Consider the following 15,971-nt stretch of genomic DNA (forward strand, 5'->3'; position numbering starts at 1 on the left):
ATTCGGCCTCGGCAGGACCCACCTTTGCAGGTGGCAGACTTGTTTGACGGAGAGACTCTGACATGGGCACTTTGCTGATCCACAACGCGCGGGCTATTGCTACTTTTGACAATACCAATCCGGCGCAATCCACCGAGCTGCGCAATGCCTCGATCTACATCGAGGGCAACCGCATTGCCTTCATCGGTGTCACCGCTGATTTGCCGCCGCAGGCCCTGCAAGCTGACGAGGTGATCGACGCCTGCCACCACCTGGTCACTCCGGGCCTGGTGAACACGCACCACCACATGTACCAAAGCCTCACGCGGGCTGTTCCCCAGGTGCAAAACGCCGAGCTGTTTGGCTGGCTGCGCGGGCTGTACCCGATCTGGGCCGGGCTCACGCCCGAGATGGTGCAGGTCAGCACACAAATTGCGATGGCCGAGCTGCTGCTCTCCGGCTGCACGACCAGCAGCGACCACCTCTACATCTACCCCAACGGCGTGCGCCTCGACGACAGCATCGAAGCGGCGGCCGAGATCGGCATGCGTTTTGTGGCCACGCGCGGCAGCATGAGCGTGGGGCAAAGCCAAGGCGGTCTGCCGCCGGACCGGGTGGTGGAACGCGAAGACTTCATCCTCAAAGACACGCAGCGCCTGATCGAGCAGTACCACGATGCGTCGCATGGATCGATGTTGAACGTGGCGGTGGCGCCCTGTTCGCCGTTCAGCGTGAGCCGCGATCTGATGCGCGAGTCGGCGCTGTTGGCCCGCAGGTACGGTGCGCGCTTGCACACCCACCTGGCCGAGAACGACCACGACCTGGCCTATTCGCAGGAAAAATTCAACTGCACGCCCACGCAGTACGCACAAGACCTGGGCTGGCTGGGCCATGACGTGTGGCACGCGCACTGCGTGAAGCTGGACGACGAAGGCATCAGCCTGTTTGCCGCCAGCCGCACCGGCGTGGCGCACTGCCCGTGCAGCAATATGCGGCTGGCCAGCGGCATCGCGCCCATTCGCAAGATGCTGAACGCCGGTGTGCCCGTGGGCCTGGGCGTGGACGGCAGCGCCAGCAATGATGCAGCACACATGGTCAACGAAGCGCGCCAGGCGCTGCTGCTGGCCCGCGTGGGCCGCGCCATGCAAGCACCTGAAGTGCGCGATGGCAAAACCTTCTTCGGCTGCGACCTGGGCCCGGCCGAGATGACCGCACGCGATGCACTGAGCGTGGCCACGCGCGGTGGTGCGCAGGTGCTGGGCCGTGCAGACATTGGCCACCTGGCCGTGGGCATGTGCGCCGACCTGGTGCTGTTTGACCTGGACACGCTGGGCTTTGCGGGCGGCGCCGTGCACGATCCCGTGGGCAGCCTGCTGCTGTGCGCGAGCCCGCAGGCCGACTACACCGTGGTCAATGGCCGGGTGGTGGTGCGCGAAGGGCATCTGGAAACCGTGGACCTGGGCCCGCTCATGGAGCGCCACAACCGGCTGGCGCTGCAACTGGCGGCCGGCCCGACCTAGCGCACCAGGCAGGGGCTCTTGGGGTTAAACGCCCAGCCCGGTATCAGGTACTGCATGGCCATGGCGTCGTTGCGTGCGCCCAGGCCGTGCTGCAGGTAGAGCTGGTGGGCTTTCTCCACTTCCACCATGTCCAGCTCCACTCCCAGGCCCGCCTTGGCCGGCACGGCGATCTGCCCGCCGACGATCTGCAGCGGTGCCTTGGTCAGGCGCTGGCCGTCTTGCCAGATCCAGTGGGTGTCAATCGCCGTGACTTTGCCGGGCGCGGCCGCCGCCACATGCGTGAACATGGCCAGCGACACGTCGAAGTGGTTGTTCGAGTGCGAACCCCAGGTCAGGCCCCAAGTCTCGCAAACCTGCGCCACGCGCACCGAGCCCTGCATGGTCCAGAAATGCGGATCCGCCAGCGGAATGTCCACCGACTGCAGCGCCAGCGAATGCGCGAGTTCGCGCCAGTCGGTGGCCACCATGTTGGTGGCAGTCAAGAGGCCCGTGGCGCGGCGGAATTCGGCCAGCACCTCGCGGCCCGAGAACACGCCTTCGCCACCACACGGGTCTTCGGCATAGGCCAGCACGTCGTGCTGGTCGCGGCACAGGCGTATGGCGTCTTTGAGCAACCAGCCACCGTTCGGGTCCAGCGTGATGCGGGCTTTGGGGAAGCGTTTGTGCAGCGCAGTCACGGCTTCAATTTCTTCTTCACCGCGCAGCACGCCGCCCTTGAGCTTGAAATCCTGGAAACCATAACGCGCATGTGCGGCTTCGGCCAGACGCACCACGGCGTCTGCGTCCATGGCTTTCTCATGGCGCAGGCGTTTCCAGTCGTCGGCCTGGTCGGGCTCGCTGATATAGGGCAGATCGGTCTGGTTGCGGTCGCCCACGTAGAACAGGTAGCCGAGCACCGCCACGCTGTCGCGCTGCTGGCCGTCACCCAACAGGGCCGCCACAGGCACATCGAGAAACTGGCCCAGCAGATCGAGCAAGGCACTTTCCACCGCAGTCACGGCGTGGATGGCAATGCGCAGGTCAAACGTCTGCAGACCGCGCCCGCCGCTGTCGCGCGCGGCAAAGGCTTCGCGCATGCGGTTCAGAATGGCGTTGTAGCTGCCCAGCGGCTGGCCCACCACGAGCGGACGCGCGTCTTCGAGCGTCTGGCGGATCTTCTCTCCACCGGGTACTTCACCCACGCCGGTGTTGCCGCTGCTGTCGGTGAGGATAACGATGTTGCGCGTGAAAAACGGGGCGTGGGCGCCGCTCAGGTTCATCAGCATGCCGTCATGGCCCGCGACGGGGATGACTTGCAGGGCGGTGATGGTGGGGGCGCCACGCACGGCGCCGGACTGGGGGGTAGTCATGGGTTAAGTCTCCTCAGCGAGGCACTCGACATGGCGCCCCTACAAGTCAGACATCATACAACTAAACCGTATCGGGTTGCGACTTTCGCAGGCGGTCTTTGCTGTTCGCCAGGTGCGTGCGCATGGCGGCGCGGGCGGCATCGGCGTCCTGGTTGCGGATGGCGTTGTAGATATTTTCATGCTCACCATGCACCCGGCGCAGATAGCCCTGGCGGCCTTCTGGCGCTGTGCTGGGTGTATTAACCCGGGTGCGCGGAATGATCATGGTGCCCAGATACGTCATCAGGTCGGCAAAGTGGCGGTTGCCCGTGGCTTTGGCCACTTCCATGTGGAAGCTGAAGTCCGAGGGCACAGCGTCTGAGTCTTCCTGGATGGAGGTCTGGAACGCATCGAGCATGGCCTGCATGGACTGCAGATTCGCATCGGTGCGGCGCTGGGCGGCCAGGCCTGCGGCCTCGGTTTCCAGGCTAATGCGCAGCTCCAGCAGGGCAATCACGTCGGCGATGGTGGCAAAGTCCACATCGGCGATCTGGAAGTTACCGCTGCTTTGGGGCGCCAGTGCAAAGGTGCCCACACCGTGGCGGGTCTCTACCAGGCGGTTGGCCTGCAGGCGCGAAATAGCCTCGCGCACCACCGTGCGGCTCACGTCAAAGCGGGCCATGATTTCGGACTCGGTGGGCAATTTGTTGCCCGGCTGAATCGCGCCATCGCGGATGCTGGCGGCCAGACTTTCCACCACTTCTTGCACCAGCCCACGGGCGCGCCGCGGGCGTGGCGCATCGCCTGCATCGGCAGGTGATGGTGGCGCTACGGCAGCTCTAGGGGTTTGCACTAGGTCCATGGAAAAGCCCTTGACTTGGTTGGAACAGGTGTTGACAATTTAACACATCAGACAACATACAACTGACAAGGCAGCGATAAATTTCATGACCCTCAAAGTACACCACACTTTGCTGATGACCGGCGCAGCAGGCGGTTTGGGCACGGCGATGCGAGACCGATTGAAGGCCAATTGCGAGGTGCTGCGTCTGTCCGACCGCGCCGATTTTGGCCCCGCACGTGCGGGCGAGGAGATCGCCCTGGCGGACCTGGCCGACGCCACCGCCGTAGAAGCCATGGTGAAGGGCGTGCAAGCCATCGTGCACTTTGGCGGCATTTCCGTCGAAGGCCCCTTCGAGCCCATCTTGCAAGCCAACATTCTGGGCGTCTACAACCTGTACGAGGCCGCGCGCAAGCATGGCATCAAGCGCGTGGTGTTTGCCAGCTCCAACCACGTGACTGGCTTTTACAAGCAGAGCGAAACCATCACCCTGGACCACCCTGCCCGCCCCGACAGCCTGTATGGCGTGAGCAAGGCCTTTGGTGAAGACCTGTCGCGCATGTACTTTGACCGCTACGGCATCGAGACCGCCTGCGTGCGCATCGGCTCCTCGTTTGCCGAGCCTAAAGATCGGCGCATGCTGGCGAGCTGGCTGAGCTTTGATGACCTGCACCGCCTGGTGACCGCCTGCCTGACCACGCCCATCCTGGGCCACACGGCCATCTTTGGCATGTCCGACAACGCCGTGGTCTGGTACGACAACAGTGCAGCACGTCATGTGGGCTATGTGCCGCAAGACAGCTCGGACCCGTTTCGCGAAGCCATCTACGCCCGCACGCCACAACCCGACATTACCGACCCTGCTGCGATCTACCAAGGTGGCGGATTTCTGTTTCAGGGCGAGCCCATGACCGCCCACAAGGCTGGCAAGTAAGCCATTCATGAGTACCGCCGCCATTGCCATCAGCACCGCACGCGACCGCGTGGGCGAATCGCCCGTGTGGTCTGTGCAAGCCCAGGCCTTGTACTGGGTGGACATTGAAGGCCAGCGTATTCACCGCCTGGACTGGGCCAGCCGCACGCAAAGCAGCTGGGCCCTGGCCGAACGCGTGGGTTGCATTGCACTGAGCAACCGTGGCACCGTGATAGCCGCCATGGAAAGCGGCATCTACGAGGTGGAGCTGCAAGAGGCTACCCTGGCCCGCGTGAAGTGCCTGGCCACGGTGGACCACCCGCAGGCAGGCATGCGCTTCAACGACGGCCGCTGCGATGCGCAGGGCCGTCTGTGGGTAGGCACCATGGTGCGCGACATGTCGCTGGGCAGCCCTGCCGGTGGCATCTATTGCCTGGATGCTTCGGGTCTGCGTGGCCCGGTGCTGCAGGGTTACATCACGCCCAATGGCATGGCTTTCAGCCCCGATGGGCGCACTGCCTACCTGTCAGATTCCCACCCCAGCCGCCAAACCATTTGGCAACACGCCTTTGACGGTGCCACCGGCACCTGGGGGCCGCAAACCGAATGGATAGACATGAAGCCCCTGCCTGGGCGCCCCGATGGCGCGGCAGTGGATGCCGAGGGTTGCTACTGGATCTGCGGCAACGACGCGGGCCAGGTGCACCGCTTCAGCCCCGCGGGCACCTTGTTGCAATCCATGGCGGTGCCGGTGAGCAAGCCCGCCATGTGCGCTTTTGGCGGCCCTGAACTACGGCACCTGTTTATTACCTCTATCCAGCCCGCACAACCCGCACCCGGCTTTGACGCCGCGCTGGACGGTGCCGTACTGGTCGTGCAACCGGGCGTGCAAGGGCGGGCCGAGCCCCTGTTCACCCAATTTCCGCTTTCCGTTCCATCCCACTAAAACCACCCACAGGAGACATCATGAAACTGGTACCCACCCTCATCGCCACACTGCTGGCCAGCATTGGCATGGCTAGCTACGCCACCGAGTTCAAGTCCGCCGACATCCACAACTCGGACGACTACCCCACCGTCACTGCCGTCAAATTCATGGGCGAAGAGCTCAAGAAGGCTACCGGCGGCAAAGACACCATCAAGGTGTTCAACAAAGGCGCCCTGGGCACCGAGAAAGAAACCATCGACCAAGTGAAGATTGGTGCGCTGGACATGGTGCGCGTGAACATCAGCCCCATGAACTCCGTCTGCGCCAAGACCAATATTCCGGTGCTTCCCTTCCTGTTCCGCTCGGTAGACCATTTGCACAAAGTGCTGGACGGCCCTATCGGCGAAGAAATTGCCAAAGATTGCGAAGCGTCAGGCTTTGTACTGCTGGCCTACTACGACTCCGGTTCGCGCTCCATTTACAGCAAGAAGCCCGTCAAGTCTGTGGCCGACACCAAGGGCATGAAGATTCGCGTGCAACAGTCCGACCTGTGGGTGGCTGTGGCCGGTGCCATGGGTGCCAACCCCACCCCCATGCCAGCGGGCGAAGTGTTGACCGCACTGAAGACCGGCCTGGTGGATGCGGCGGAGAACAACTACCCATCGTACGGCTCCGGTTTCCGCCACTTTGAAGCTGCCAAGTACTACAACAAGACCGAGCACTCCATGGCCCCTGAAGTGCTGCTGTTCTCCAAGGTCATCTTTGACAAGCTGAGCAAGGCGGAGCAAGACCAGATCCGCGCAGCCGCCAAGGCGTCCGTTCCCTTCAACCGCCAGGCCTGGGCTGCCTACGAGAAGAAGGAATACGACATGGTGAAGGCCGCCGGCACCGAGTTCGTGGAAGTGGACAAGAAGTCCTTCCAGGACGTCATGGGGCCGGTGTATGACAAGTTTGCCAACACGCCTGACCTCAAGCGCCTGGTGAAGGCTGTTCAAGACACCAAGTAAGCGTGTCTTTCCAACACCCTGGCAGATCCGCCGGGGTGTTTTCCCCATTCACCGGAGCTGTCCATGTATACCCGCTTCTGTGCCACCCTCTCCAAGCTCAGCCTGATGCTTGCGGTGGCTGGTCTCATCGTGCTCATCGCCTGCGTGCAATACCAGGTGATCGGGCGATATGTTTTCAATGACACCCCCACCTGGGCCGAAGCGCTGGCCCTGCTGCTGGTGCTCTATATCACTGCGCTGGGCGTGGCTGTGGGCGTACGCGACGCCGGCCACATCGGCATGGATTCCATCATCAGCCTGCTACCCGAAAGCATGCGCCTGAAACTGGAAATCGTCATCCACATGCTGGTGGGCCTATTCGGCGCCCTGATGGCCTACAACGGCTACATCTGGGCGGTCCTGAAGTGGAACGACCAGAAGCCCATGCTGGCGATTCCGTCCAGCATGGACTACGTGCCCCTTGTCATTGCCGGCGTGCTGGTGGTGCTTTTTACGATTGAACATGTGATCGCCCTGATTCAGGGCAAGGAAGTGGTGCCAGCATGGAACTGACCGTTTTGGGTGTGAGCTTCGGCGTGTTGCTGCTGATCGGGGTGCCGGTCGGCTTTGCGGTGGGTCTCTCCTCCGTTGCAACCATCATCGCGGCCGGCATTCCGGTGGCCGTGGTATTTCAAAAGATGGTGGGGGGCATGCAGGTGTTCTCCTTCCTCGCTATCCCGTTCTTCATCTTTGCGGGTGAGCTGATGCTGCACGGCGGTATTGCCGAGCGCATCGTGCGCTTTGCCAATAGCCTGGTGGGGCATGTACGTGGCGGCCTGGGCATGTCCAATGTGCTGGGCTGCACGCTGTTTGGCGGCGTCGCAGGCTCTCCCGTGGCGGACGTGTCCGCCATGGGCTCGGTGATGATTCCGTTGATGAAGAAAGAGGGCTACGACACCGACTATGCGGTGAACGTGACCACGCATGCTTCCTTGGTCGGCGCGCTGATGCCCACCAGCCACAACCTGATCCTCTACACACTGGCTACGGCAGGCATCGCATCGGTCAGCGTGCTGGGCATGATCATGGCCTGCATCGTCCCGGCCGTGTTGCTCACGGTCCTGAACCTGCTGGCTGCCTACGGTGTTGCGATCAAGCGCGGCTACCCCACCCGCGGCGCGTTCTCTGGCTGGGGTGAAGTGGGCAACAGCTTTGTGGCCGCACTGCCTGGCCTGCTGGTGGTGGGCATCATCCTCACCGGCATTTTGACGGGCGTGTTCACGGCCACCGAGTCCGCAGCGACTGCGGTGCTGTGGGCGCTGGTGATCACGGGCCTGGTGTACCGCTCGCTGTCGTGGAGCGACTTCATCAAGTCCTGCGCCAAGGCCTGCAAAACCACGGGCGTGGTGCTGTTCCTGATCGGCATCTCCAACGCGTTTGGTTACTTCCTGGCGATGTATTCCGTGCCCGAACGCACGGGCGATCTGATGAGCACAGTCACCCAGACGCCCTGGATGATTTTCCTCATGATCAACGTCGTGTTGTTCCTGCTGGGGACTTTTCTGGACATGGCGCCCACGCTGCTGATCTGCACACCCATCTTTTTGCCGATTGCGCAGAAGTTCGGCATGGACCCCTCGCAATTCGGCGTGCTGATGCTGATCAACTGCGCCCTGGGCCTGAACACACCACCGGTAGGCACCACACAGTTTGTGGGGTGTGCGATTGGCGGCATTTCGGTCGGCGAGGTCATGCGCTCCATCTGGCCCTTCTATGGCGCCTTGCTGGCCTGCCTGGCTCTGGTGACCTATGTGCCCGCTTTTTCCCTGTGGTTGCCCAACTTGATCCTGCACTGAAAGGAACACCATGCAACGTCGCAATCTTCTCCAAATGGGGGTGGCGCTGGCCACCACTGCTACGGGTATGGCTCATGCGGACACCTGGCCCAGCAAGCCCATCCGCTATGTGGTGCCGTTTGCTCCTGCAGGCACCACAGACATCCTGGCGCGCCTAATAGGCCCCAAGCTGGGGGCGGCGTTGGGCCAGACCATCGTGGTGGACAACCGGGCCGGCGCCGGCGGCGTGCTGGGCGCGGACGTGGTGGCCAAGTCAGCACCCGACGGCTACACGCTGTTGGGCAGCACGATCTCCACCCATGCCATCAACCCGGCACTGAACCCCAAGATCGCTTACAACGCGGCCAAAGACTTTGAGCCCATCACCATGATTGGTACCACGTCCAACGTGATCGTGGTGCCGGCCAACAGCCCGTTCAAGACCTTCCAGGAGCTGCTGGCGTACGCACGGGCCAACCCGGGCAAGCTGGCCTTCTCCTCATCCGGCGCGGGCTCGTCCCAGCACATGGGTGGTGAGTTGCTCAAACAAATGGCCAAGGCCTACATCCTGCACATTCCCTACCGCGGCAGCGGCCCGGCGGTGCAAGACGTGATTGCCGGCCAGGTGAACCTGGGGATTGACACCTTGGTCGCGACCGCCGCGCACATCAAGGCGGGCACGTTGCGCGCGCTGGCGGTGACCTCCAGCAAGCGGGTCAAGGGCTTTGAGCAGGTGCCCACCGTCGCAGAATCCGGCGTGCCGGGCTACGACGTGGTCAGCTGGCAAACGGTGCATGCACCGGCCGGCACTCCCAAGGAAATCGTGCGCCGCCTGTACGAAGAAATCTCAAAAATCCTGGCCCAACCCGATACCCGCGCCCGACTGGACGCACTGGGCCTGGAACCCTCCGGCATGCCCCCGGCCGAACTCGCCGCATTTGAGGCCGCAGAGCGCACCAAGTGGGCACGTGTCGTGAAGGAAGGTGGCATCAAGGCGGACTAACCCCCGCTTCTGCTGACCTGCTTTTTGCTATGACGACTTCTCCCCTCACCATCCGCATGCATGCGGCCGACAACGTGGCCATCGTGGCCAACGATGGTGGCCTGGCTGCGGGCACTGTGCTGCCCGATGGTCTGACGCTGGTGGACCGCGTGCCGCAAGGCCACAAGGTCGCACTGGTCGCGATTGCCAAAGACGCTGCAGTGCTGCGCTACAACGTGCCGATTGGCTATGCGCTGAAAGACATCCCTGCGGGTGCCTGGGTGCATGAGCGCCTGCTGCACATGCCAGAGGCCCGCTCGCTGGCCGACCTGCCGCAATCCACGGCCCCCGCATGGAACGCCGAACCACTGACGGGCTATACCTTCGAGGGCTACCGCAACGCCGATGGTTCGGTGGGCACGCGCAACATCCTGGCGATCACCACCACGGTGCAGTGCGTTGCCGGCGTGGTGGACTTTGCGGTGCAGCGTATCAAGGCTGAGCTGCTTCCACGCTACCCCAACGTCGACGATGTGATCGGCCTGGAGCACAGCTACGGCTGCGGCGTGGCGATTGACGCACCCGACGCCATCATCCCCATCCGCACGCTACGCAACATCTCCAAAAACCCCAACTTCGGTGGCGAGGTGATGGTTGTGAGCCTGGGCTGCGAGAAGCTACAACCCGAGCGCCTGCTGCCACCCGGCAGCATTCCCTTGCAGACTGGGGAGGCGCTCGACGTGGTGTGCTTGCAGGCCGAGAAGCATGTGGGCTTCATGTCCATGATCGACTCAGTGCTGGCCTCTGCCGTGCCGCATCTGGAACGGCTCAACGCCCGCCAACGCGAAACCATACCCGCCAGCGAGCTGGTGGTGGGCGTGCAGTGCGGTGGCAGCGACGCCTTCTCGGGCGTCACCGCCAACCCAGCCGTGGGCTTTTGCACCGACCTGCTGGTGCGCGCCGGTGCCACGGTGATGTTCTCCGAGACCACCGAAGTGCGCGATGCCGTGGAGCAAATGACGGCCCGCGCCACCACGCCCGCCGTGGCCGACGCCATGGCGCGCGAGATGGCCTGGTACGACGCCTACTTGGGCCGCGGTCAGGCGGACCGCAGTGCCAACACCACACCTGGCAACAAGGCCGGTGGCTTGTCCAACATTGTTGAAAAAGCCATGGGCTCCATCATCAAGTCTGGCACTGCGCCCATCAGCGGCGTGCTGTCGCCGGGTGAGAAGCTGCAATCCAAGGGCTTGATTTACGCAGCCACGCCGGCCAGTGATTTCATCTGTGGCACGCTGCAGCTGGCCGCGGGCATGAACCTGCATGTATTCACCACCGGCCGCGGCACGCCCTATGGCTTGGCCGAAGTGCCCGTCATCAAGGTGGCTACGCGCACCGACCTGGCACGCCGCTGGCACGACCTGATGGACGTGAACGCCGGACGTATTGCCGACGGTGAAGCCAGCATTGCCGATGTGGGCTGGGAACTGTTTCACCTGATGCTGGAAGTCGCCAGCGGACGCAAAAAAACCTGGGCCGAGCACTGGAAGCTGCACAACGCACTCGTGCTGTTCAACCCCGCTCCTATTACCTGACCGAACCGATACCCCAAAGGCTATGCCATGACCTACCCTGTTCCCTACCGCCCTTTTCCCAACCAGTTCAAGAAAGACTTGCTGGCCGGCAAACGCCTGATCGGCTGCTGGTCGTCGCTGGCCAGCCCCATCACCGCCGAGGTGTTGGGCGTGGCAGGTTTTGACTGGATCCTGATGGACGGCGAGCACTCGCCCAACGACGTGATCACCTTTGTGCCCCAGCTCATGGCACTCAAAGACAGCGTGAGCGCGCCATTCGTGCGCCCCACGAGCAACAACGAGGTGGAGATCAAGCGTCTGCTGGACGCGGGTTTCTACAACTTCCTCATTCCGTTTGTGCAAAGCGCTGAAGAGGCACGCCGTGCCGTAGCCGCTACCCGCTATCCGCCTGAGGGCATGCGTGGTGTGTCGGTGTCCCAGCGCAGCAACCGTTATGGCACGGTGGCCAACTATTTCCAGGAAGCCAACCAGCACATGTGCGTGGCGGTGCAAATTGAAAGCCGTGCCGGCGTAGCCGCCAGCGGCGAGATTGCAGCCCTGCCCGGCGTGGACTGCATTTTTGTCGGCCCCTCTGATTTGGCCGCCGGCTTTGGCCACCTGGGCAATGCCGCCCACCCGGAAGTGCAAGAGGCCATCGCCCACGTGTTTGCCCAGGCCAAGGCCCATGGCAAGCCCACCGGCATCCTGGCGCCGGTGGAAGCCGATGCACGCCGCTATATAGACATGGGCGCCACCTTTGTGGCTGTGGGCAGTGACCTGGGCGTGTTCCGCTCGGCCACACAGGCTCTCAAAGACCGTTACGCCGTTTAATTTTTTTGAAAACACGACTATGACCACACTCGGATTCATTGGCTTGGGCATCATGGGCGCACCCATGGCCGGCCACCTGCTGGCCGCGGGCCACACCGTTTACCTGAACACACGCAGCGCAGTGCCAGCACAGCTGCTGGACGCAGGCGGCCAAGCCTGCGCCAGCGCGCAAGAGGTTGCGCAAAAGGCCGACATCATTTTCCTGATGCTGCCCGATACGCCTGACGTAGAAACTGTCTTGTTTGGTGATGGCGGCGTGGCCTCGGGTTTGAGCCAAGGCAAGACCGTGGTGGACATGAGCTCCATCTCACCGGTGGACACCAAGGCCTTTGCGGCCAAGATCAACGCACTGGGCTGCCAGTACATGGATGCGCCCGTCTCGGGCGGCGAGGTCGGCGCCAAAGCGGCCAGCCTGACCATCATGGTGGGCGCGTCCGACGAGACCTTTGCCAAGCTGCTGCCTTTGCTGCAACTCATGGGCAAGAACATCACGCTGGTGGGTGGCAATGGCGACGGCCAGACCTGCAAGGTGGCCAACCAGATCATTGTGGCGCTCAACATTGCCGCCGTGGGCGAGGCCCTGCTGTTTGCCAGCAAGGCCGGTGCCGACCCCGCCAAGGTGCGCCAGGCGCTGATGGGCGGCTTCGCTGCCTCGCGCATTCTGGAGGTGCATGGCGAACGCATGGTCAAGCGCACCTTCAACCCGGGCTTCCGTATTGGTCTGCACCAAAAGGATTTGGGTCTGGCCCTGAACGGCGCCAAGGCCTTGGGGTTGGCCCTGCCACAAACCGCCGGTGCTGCGCAGCTGATGCAGGTGTGTGCGGCCAACGGTATGGTCAACCTGGACCACTCTGCACTGGTGCGCGCCCTGGAGATCATGGGCGCCCACGAAGTCGCCAAAGCCTGATCCACAAGGTAGGATGCGATCCATGCCTACCTTGAACACCTTCCTCACCTTCTTCGGCGCCTCGGTGCTGCTGGCCCTGTCTCCGGGCCCCGACAACGTGTTTGTGCTGCTCCACTCCGCGGTGCACGGGCGGCGCGCGGGCTTGTTGGTAGTGTTGGGCCTGTGCAGCGGCCTGCTATTCCACACGGCCGCCGTGGCGCTGGGCCTGGCGGCCGTGTTTGCGGCATCAGCCACGGCGTTCACCGTGCTCAAACTCTGCGGGGCTGGCTACTTGCTCTGGCTGGCCTGGGGCGCCTGGCGTGCGCCCGTGGGCATCATGGACAGCGACACCTCTCCCCCCATGACCGCGGCGCAAACCTATGGCCGCGGCGTGCTGATGAACATCACCAACCCCAAGGTGGCGATTTTCTTCCTCGCGTTTCTTCCCCAGTTTGCCGACCCGCAACAGGGCAACATGGCGCTGCAAATCAGCATGCTGGGTGGCGTCTTCATCCTGGCCGCGCTGCTGACCTTCAGCACCATCGCCTGGTTCGCCGCCGGTTTTGGTCAGGTGTTCAAGCGCTCATTGCGCGCGCAGCGCATCTTGAATCGCGTGGCCAGCGTGGTGTTTGTGGGACTGGCGCTGAGGTTGGCGACGGCGCAGCGTTAACCCTCTAGCTACTCGGTTTTTGCCCCACCCTCAAACCAGCGCCTGATCACTTCGCGCTCTGCATCGGTGATGTTGGTGGCGTTGTTCATGGGCATGATCTTGGTGACCACGGCCTGCTGGTACACCGCCTGCGCGTGGGCGGCGACACCTTGGGGAGAGTCCAGGCGCACATTCTTCATCTGCACTGCTTCGCCATGGCACATGTAGCAGCGCTGCGCCAGGATGGGCTGCAGCTCTTTATAGCCAAATGGGGCCACAGCCCCCGCACCCACTGCGCTAGCAGCTCCTGAATTCATAGCGCCGTCCGCAGGTGGTGCAGGCTTGAGCCAGACCAACGTAGCCACAATCGCCACCACACCGGCCAGCGCGTAGGGCCAGGGGTGGCTATTGCGGCCAAGCTTGAAGCCGTGGCGCAGCACAAAGAACTGGCGGATGGCAGCGCCCGCAAACATCATGACGATGAGCACCAGCCAGTTTTGCGGGTGGCTGTAGGTGAAGCTGTAGTGGTTGCTCAGCATGGCGAACAACACGGGCAGCGTGAAGTAGGTGTTGTGCACGCTGCGCTGCTTGCCGCGCCAACCGTGGATGGGGTCCACCGGCTGCCCGGCCTTGATGCTGGCCACCATCTTGCGCTGGCCCGGAATGATCCAGTGCGCCACGTTGGCCGTCATGGTGGTGGCCATCATGGCGCCCACCAGCAAGAAAGCCGCACGCCCGGCAAACCAGTGGCAGGCCAACCACGACGCGATACACACCAGCACCGCCACACCCACGCCCACGATGGCATCGCCGTTTTTGCGCTGGCCGAAGATGCGGCAGATCAGGTCATACGCCAGCCAGAACACCACCAGAAACCCGATCGCCACGGCAATGGCCGCATGCGGATGCCAGTTCATGACGGACTTATCGATCAGGTAGGTACCTGCATTCCAGAGGTAAGACACCGTGAACAACGAGAACCCAGTCAACCAGGTGCTGTAGCTCTCCCAGTAAAACCAGTGCAGGTGCGCCGGTAGCTTGGGCGGCGACACCGCAAACTTCACCGGGTGGTAGAACCCCCCGCCGTGCACGGCCCAGAGTTCACCGCTCACACCCTGCTTTTTCAAATCCTCGTCTTCCGGCGGCGTGAGGCTGCTGTCCAGAAACACAAAGTAGAACGAGGAGCCGATCCAGGCGATCGCGGTGATGACGTGCACCCAGCGCAACAGCAGGTTGGCCCAGTCGAGTAAATAGCTTTCCATGCGTGGGTTCTCCTAATGTGATGTCACTTGCAAGAGTTGGGCCGCCACGGCCACCGCAATCACCTCGGGGCGCTTGTCGGCAATGCCGGGCACACCGATGGGGCTGGTGACGTGGTCCAACTCGGCGTCGGTAAATCCGCGCCCCACCAGGCGCTTGCGGAAGGTGGCCCATTTGGTGCGGCTGCCGATCAGGCCGATGTAAGGCAGATCGCCCTGCGCACGCTGGCGCACCAGGCAGGCCGCCACGATGTCCAAATCCTCGGCATGGCTGAAGCTCATGACCAGCACGCAGGACTGCGGCGTCAGCGTGGCCACCGCGCTGTGCACCGGGTCAGAGTGCTCGCACTGCACAGTCTCGGGCACCGGGTCGGGGAATATTTCGTCGCGGCTGTCGATCCACTTCACGTCCATGGGCAGCGTGCCCAGCACCTGCACCAGCGCGCGGCCCACATGGCCACCGCCAAACAGCGCTACGGGCCAGTGCGGTGGGCGCAGGCGTTGCTGCAGCGCAGCGACATCGGCGGCCCCTACGTATTCATATTGCAGATGCACCTCGCCACCGCAGCACTGCCCTAGGCTGGGGCCCAAGGCATAGCGTTCGGTGTGCGGCGCGGGGGCCGGGCTTTGCAACAATAGGTTACGCGCCTGCGCAATCGCGTCCAGTTCCAGGCGTCCACCACCAACCGTGCCAATCGTGCCCTGCGCATGCACGGCCATCCAGGCGCCGGCCCCGCGCGGCACCGAGCCGCGGCTGGACTGCACGCAGACCAGCACGGCATCGGCATGCCGCAGCAAATGGGCGAGGGACTGCAAGGCGTTCACAAACAGATACCTTTGTCGCAATCACCCAACCAATCGGGGCCATAATTTGCCCCACAGCACGCGGGCACAGACCCGACCGGAGACACACGATGGAATTGAGTTACACCGCACGCGCACCCCGTTGGAAGCGCGGCACCTGGTTGGCCTGGAGCGCAGGCCTGGTGATTGCAGGCCTGGTGGCAGGTTGCGCCACCAAACGCGAGGCTCCGCCCTCCGTGGCCACCGCGCCCACACCACAGCCGCCCATTCCGGTGGTCGTCGCGCCGCCCGCGCAAGAAGTCCCCATGTTCGTGTCGCAGGCCTTGTCGCCGCGCGACTACCGGCGCGACGCGGCCACCCACCTGTATGCGCGCAACACCGATCGCATCTGGTCCGGCAAGCTGCCGCCGCTGCTCTACGCCGTGGGTGTGCTGCAGGTGGACATTGACCGTCTGGGCTATGTGACCGACATCCGCTGGATGCGCGCACCCACCCAGGCCCCCGAGGTGATGGCTGAAATTGAACGCTCGGTGCGCCTGGCCGCCCCCTTCCCCGCCCCAGTGAAGATGGGCCGCGTGACCTACACCGATACGTGGCTGTGGCACAAGAGCGGGCGCTTTCAATTGGACACCTTGACTGAAGGTCAGCTCTGATCA

At 63.3% G+C, this 15,971-nt stretch carries 16 protein-coding genes; 12 read left to right on the plus strand and 4 right to left on the minus strand.

The features are described 5' to 3' along the window. Window positions 1–62: 62 nt before the first annotated feature. Complete coding sequence (locus AC097R_RS17155) at window positions 63–1,499, plus strand: 8-oxoguanine deaminase (RefSeq protein ID WP_479599401.1); 1,437 nt, start codon at window positions 63–65, stop codon at window positions 1,497–1,499. Here the strand turns inward: AC097R_RS17155 and gudD are convergent. Next, the gene (gudD, locus tag AC097R_RS17160) at window positions 1,496–2,848 is read right to left on the minus strand and encodes a glucarate dehydratase (RefSeq protein ID WP_479599402.1); all 1,353 of its coding nucleotides are present in this window, start codon (window positions 2,846–2,848) and stop codon (window positions 1,496–1,498) included. The genes AC097R_RS17155 and gudD overlap by 4 nt on opposite strands. 61 nt (window positions 2,849–2,909) lie before the next feature. Beyond that, entirely contained in the window at window positions 2,910–3,689 is a 780-nt protein-coding gene (locus AC097R_RS17165) for a FadR/GntR family transcriptional regulator (RefSeq protein ID WP_479599403.1), read from the minus strand. Window positions 3,690–3,774: 85 nt separating this feature from the next. Here AC097R_RS17165 and AC097R_RS17170 point away from each other — a divergent pair, with 85 nt between their 5' ends. The 10 genes from AC097R_RS17170 (at window position 3,775) to AC097R_RS17215 (ending at window position 13,273) form a co-directional block, all read left to right on the plus strand. Continuing rightward, complete coding sequence (locus tag AC097R_RS17170) at window positions 3,775–4,602, plus strand: NAD-dependent epimerase/dehydratase family protein (protein ID WP_479599404.1); 828 nt, start codon at window positions 3,775–3,777, stop codon at window positions 4,600–4,602. 7 nt (window positions 4,603–4,609) lie between these two features. Next, window positions 4,610–5,527, plus strand: coding sequence for an SMP-30/gluconolactonase/LRE family protein (locus AC097R_RS17175; RefSeq protein ID WP_479599405.1), 918 nt, complete (start codon window positions 4,610–4,612; stop codon window positions 5,525–5,527). Window positions 5,528–5,547: 20 nt separating this feature from the next. Continuing rightward, a complete protein-coding gene (locus tag AC097R_RS17180) occupies window positions 5,548–6,516 on the plus strand; it encodes a TRAP transporter substrate-binding protein (RefSeq protein ID WP_479599406.1) in 969 nt (322 codons plus the stop codon). Window positions 6,517–6,579: 63 nt separating this feature from the next. After that, on the plus strand, window positions 6,580–7,068 hold the full coding sequence (locus AC097R_RS17185) for a TRAP transporter small permease (RefSeq protein WP_479599407.1): 489 nt from the start codon (window positions 6,580–6,582) through the stop codon (window positions 7,066–7,068). Beyond that, complete coding sequence (locus AC097R_RS17190) at window positions 7,059–8,351, plus strand: TRAP transporter large permease (RefSeq protein WP_479599408.1); 1,293 nt, start codon at window positions 7,059–7,061, stop codon at window positions 8,349–8,351. The genes AC097R_RS17185 and AC097R_RS17190 overlap by 10 nt, the downstream gene beginning before the upstream one ends. Window positions 8,352–8,361: 10 nt before the next feature. Beyond that, window positions 8,362–9,333: a Bug family tripartite tricarboxylate transporter substrate binding protein gene (locus AC097R_RS17195; RefSeq protein ID WP_479599409.1), complete on the plus strand. Its 972-nt coding sequence runs from the start codon at window positions 8,362–8,364 to the stop codon at window positions 9,331–9,333. Between the two features lie 29 nt (window positions 9,334–9,362). Then, window positions 9,363–10,907 carry a galactarate dehydratase gene (gene garD, locus AC097R_RS17200; protein WP_479599410.1) on the plus strand — a complete coding sequence of 515 codons (1,545 nt, stop codon included), beginning with the start codon at window positions 9,363–9,365 and terminating at the stop codon, window positions 10,905–10,907. A 27-nt stretch (window positions 10,908–10,934) separates the two neighbouring features. After that, complete coding sequence (gene garL / locus AC097R_RS17205) at window positions 10,935–11,717, plus strand: 2-dehydro-3-deoxyglucarate aldolase (RefSeq protein WP_479599411.1); 783 nt, start codon at window positions 10,935–10,937, stop codon at window positions 11,715–11,717. A 19-nt stretch (window positions 11,718–11,736) separates the two neighbouring features. Further along, complete coding sequence (locus AC097R_RS17210) at window positions 11,737–12,624, plus strand: 2-hydroxy-3-oxopropionate reductase (protein ID WP_479599412.1); 888 nt, start codon at window positions 11,737–11,739, stop codon at window positions 12,622–12,624. A 22-nt stretch (window positions 12,625–12,646) separates the two neighbouring features. Continuing rightward, window positions 12,647–13,273: a LysE family translocator gene (locus AC097R_RS17215; protein WP_479599413.1), complete on the plus strand. Its 627-nt coding sequence runs from the start codon at window positions 12,647–12,649 to the stop codon at window positions 13,271–13,273. 8 nt (window positions 13,274–13,281) lie between these two features. Here the strand turns inward: AC097R_RS17215 and AC097R_RS17220 are convergent, their stop codons facing one another. Continuing rightward, entirely contained in the window at window positions 13,282–14,514 is a 1,233-nt protein-coding gene (locus AC097R_RS17220) for a urate hydroxylase PuuD (RefSeq protein WP_479599414.1), read from the minus strand. Between the two features lie 12 nt (window positions 14,515–14,526). Beyond that, window positions 14,527–15,336: a xanthine dehydrogenase accessory protein XdhC gene (gene xdhC, locus AC097R_RS17225; protein WP_479599415.1), complete on the minus strand. Its 810-nt coding sequence runs from the start codon at window positions 15,334–15,336 to the stop codon at window positions 14,527–14,529. Between the two features lie 89 nt (window positions 15,337–15,425). Here xdhC and AC097R_RS17230 point away from each other — a divergent pair, with 89 nt between their 5' ends. After that, on the plus strand, window positions 15,426–15,968 hold the full coding sequence (locus tag AC097R_RS17230) for a hypothetical protein (RefSeq protein WP_479599416.1): 543 nt from the start codon (window positions 15,426–15,428) through the stop codon (window positions 15,966–15,968). Window positions 15,969–15,971 lie beyond the last annotated feature (3 nt).

The sequence above is a fragment of the Rhodoferax sp. ZS1R25 genome (assembly GCF_056521335.1).

Excerpts from the sequence above, each read along its gene's own strand:
- AC097R_RS17155 (WP_479599401.1), top strand. The coding sequence starts at position 63 with ATGGGCACTTTGCTGATCCACAACGCGCGGGCTATTGCTACTTTTGAC.
- AC097R_RS17165 (WP_479599403.1), bottom strand. The coding sequence starts at position 3,689 with ATGGACCTAGTGCAAACCCCTAGAGCTGCCGTAGCGCCACCATCACCT.
- AC097R_RS17230 (WP_479599416.1), top strand. The coding sequence starts at position 15,426 with ATGGAATTGAGTTACACCGCACGCGCACCCCGTTGGAAGCGCGGCACC.
- AC097R_RS17190 (WP_479599408.1), top strand. The coding sequence starts at position 7,059 with ATGGAACTGACCGTTTTGGGTGTGAGCTTCGGCGTGTTGCTGCTGATC.
- AC097R_RS17215 (WP_479599413.1), top strand. The coding sequence starts at position 12,647 with ATGCCTACCTTGAACACCTTCCTCACCTTCTTCGGCGCCTCGGTGCTG.
- garL (WP_479599411.1), top strand. The coding sequence starts at position 10,935 with ATGACCTACCCTGTTCCCTACCGCCCTTTTCCCAACCAGTTCAAGAAA.
- AC097R_RS17220 (WP_479599414.1), bottom strand. The coding sequence starts at position 14,514 with ATGGAAAGCTATTTACTCGACTGGGCCAACCTGCTGTTGCGCTGGGTG.
- AC097R_RS17195 (WP_479599409.1), top strand. The coding sequence starts at position 8,362 with ATGCAACGTCGCAATCTTCTCCAAATGGGGGTGGCGCTGGCCACCACT.
- gudD (WP_479599402.1), bottom strand. The coding sequence starts at position 2,848 with ATGACTACCCCCCAGTCCGGCGCCGTGCGTGGCGCCCCCACCATCACC.
- garD (WP_479599410.1), top strand. The coding sequence starts at position 9,363 with ATGACGACTTCTCCCCTCACCATCCGCATGCATGCGGCCGACAACGTG.
- AC097R_RS17170 (WP_479599404.1), top strand. The coding sequence starts at position 3,775 with ATGACCCTCAAAGTACACCACACTTTGCTGATGACCGGCGCAGCAGGC.
- AC097R_RS17180 (WP_479599406.1), top strand. The coding sequence starts at position 5,548 with ATGAAACTGGTACCCACCCTCATCGCCACACTGCTGGCCAGCATTGGC.
- AC097R_RS17185 (WP_479599407.1), top strand. The coding sequence starts at position 6,580 with ATGTATACCCGCTTCTGTGCCACCCTCTCCAAGCTCAGCCTGATGCTT.
- AC097R_RS17210 (WP_479599412.1), top strand. The coding sequence starts at position 11,737 with ATGACCACACTCGGATTCATTGGCTTGGGCATCATGGGCGCACCCATG.
- AC097R_RS17175 (WP_479599405.1), top strand. The coding sequence starts at position 4,610 with ATGAGTACCGCCGCCATTGCCATCAGCACCGCACGCGACCGCGTGGGC.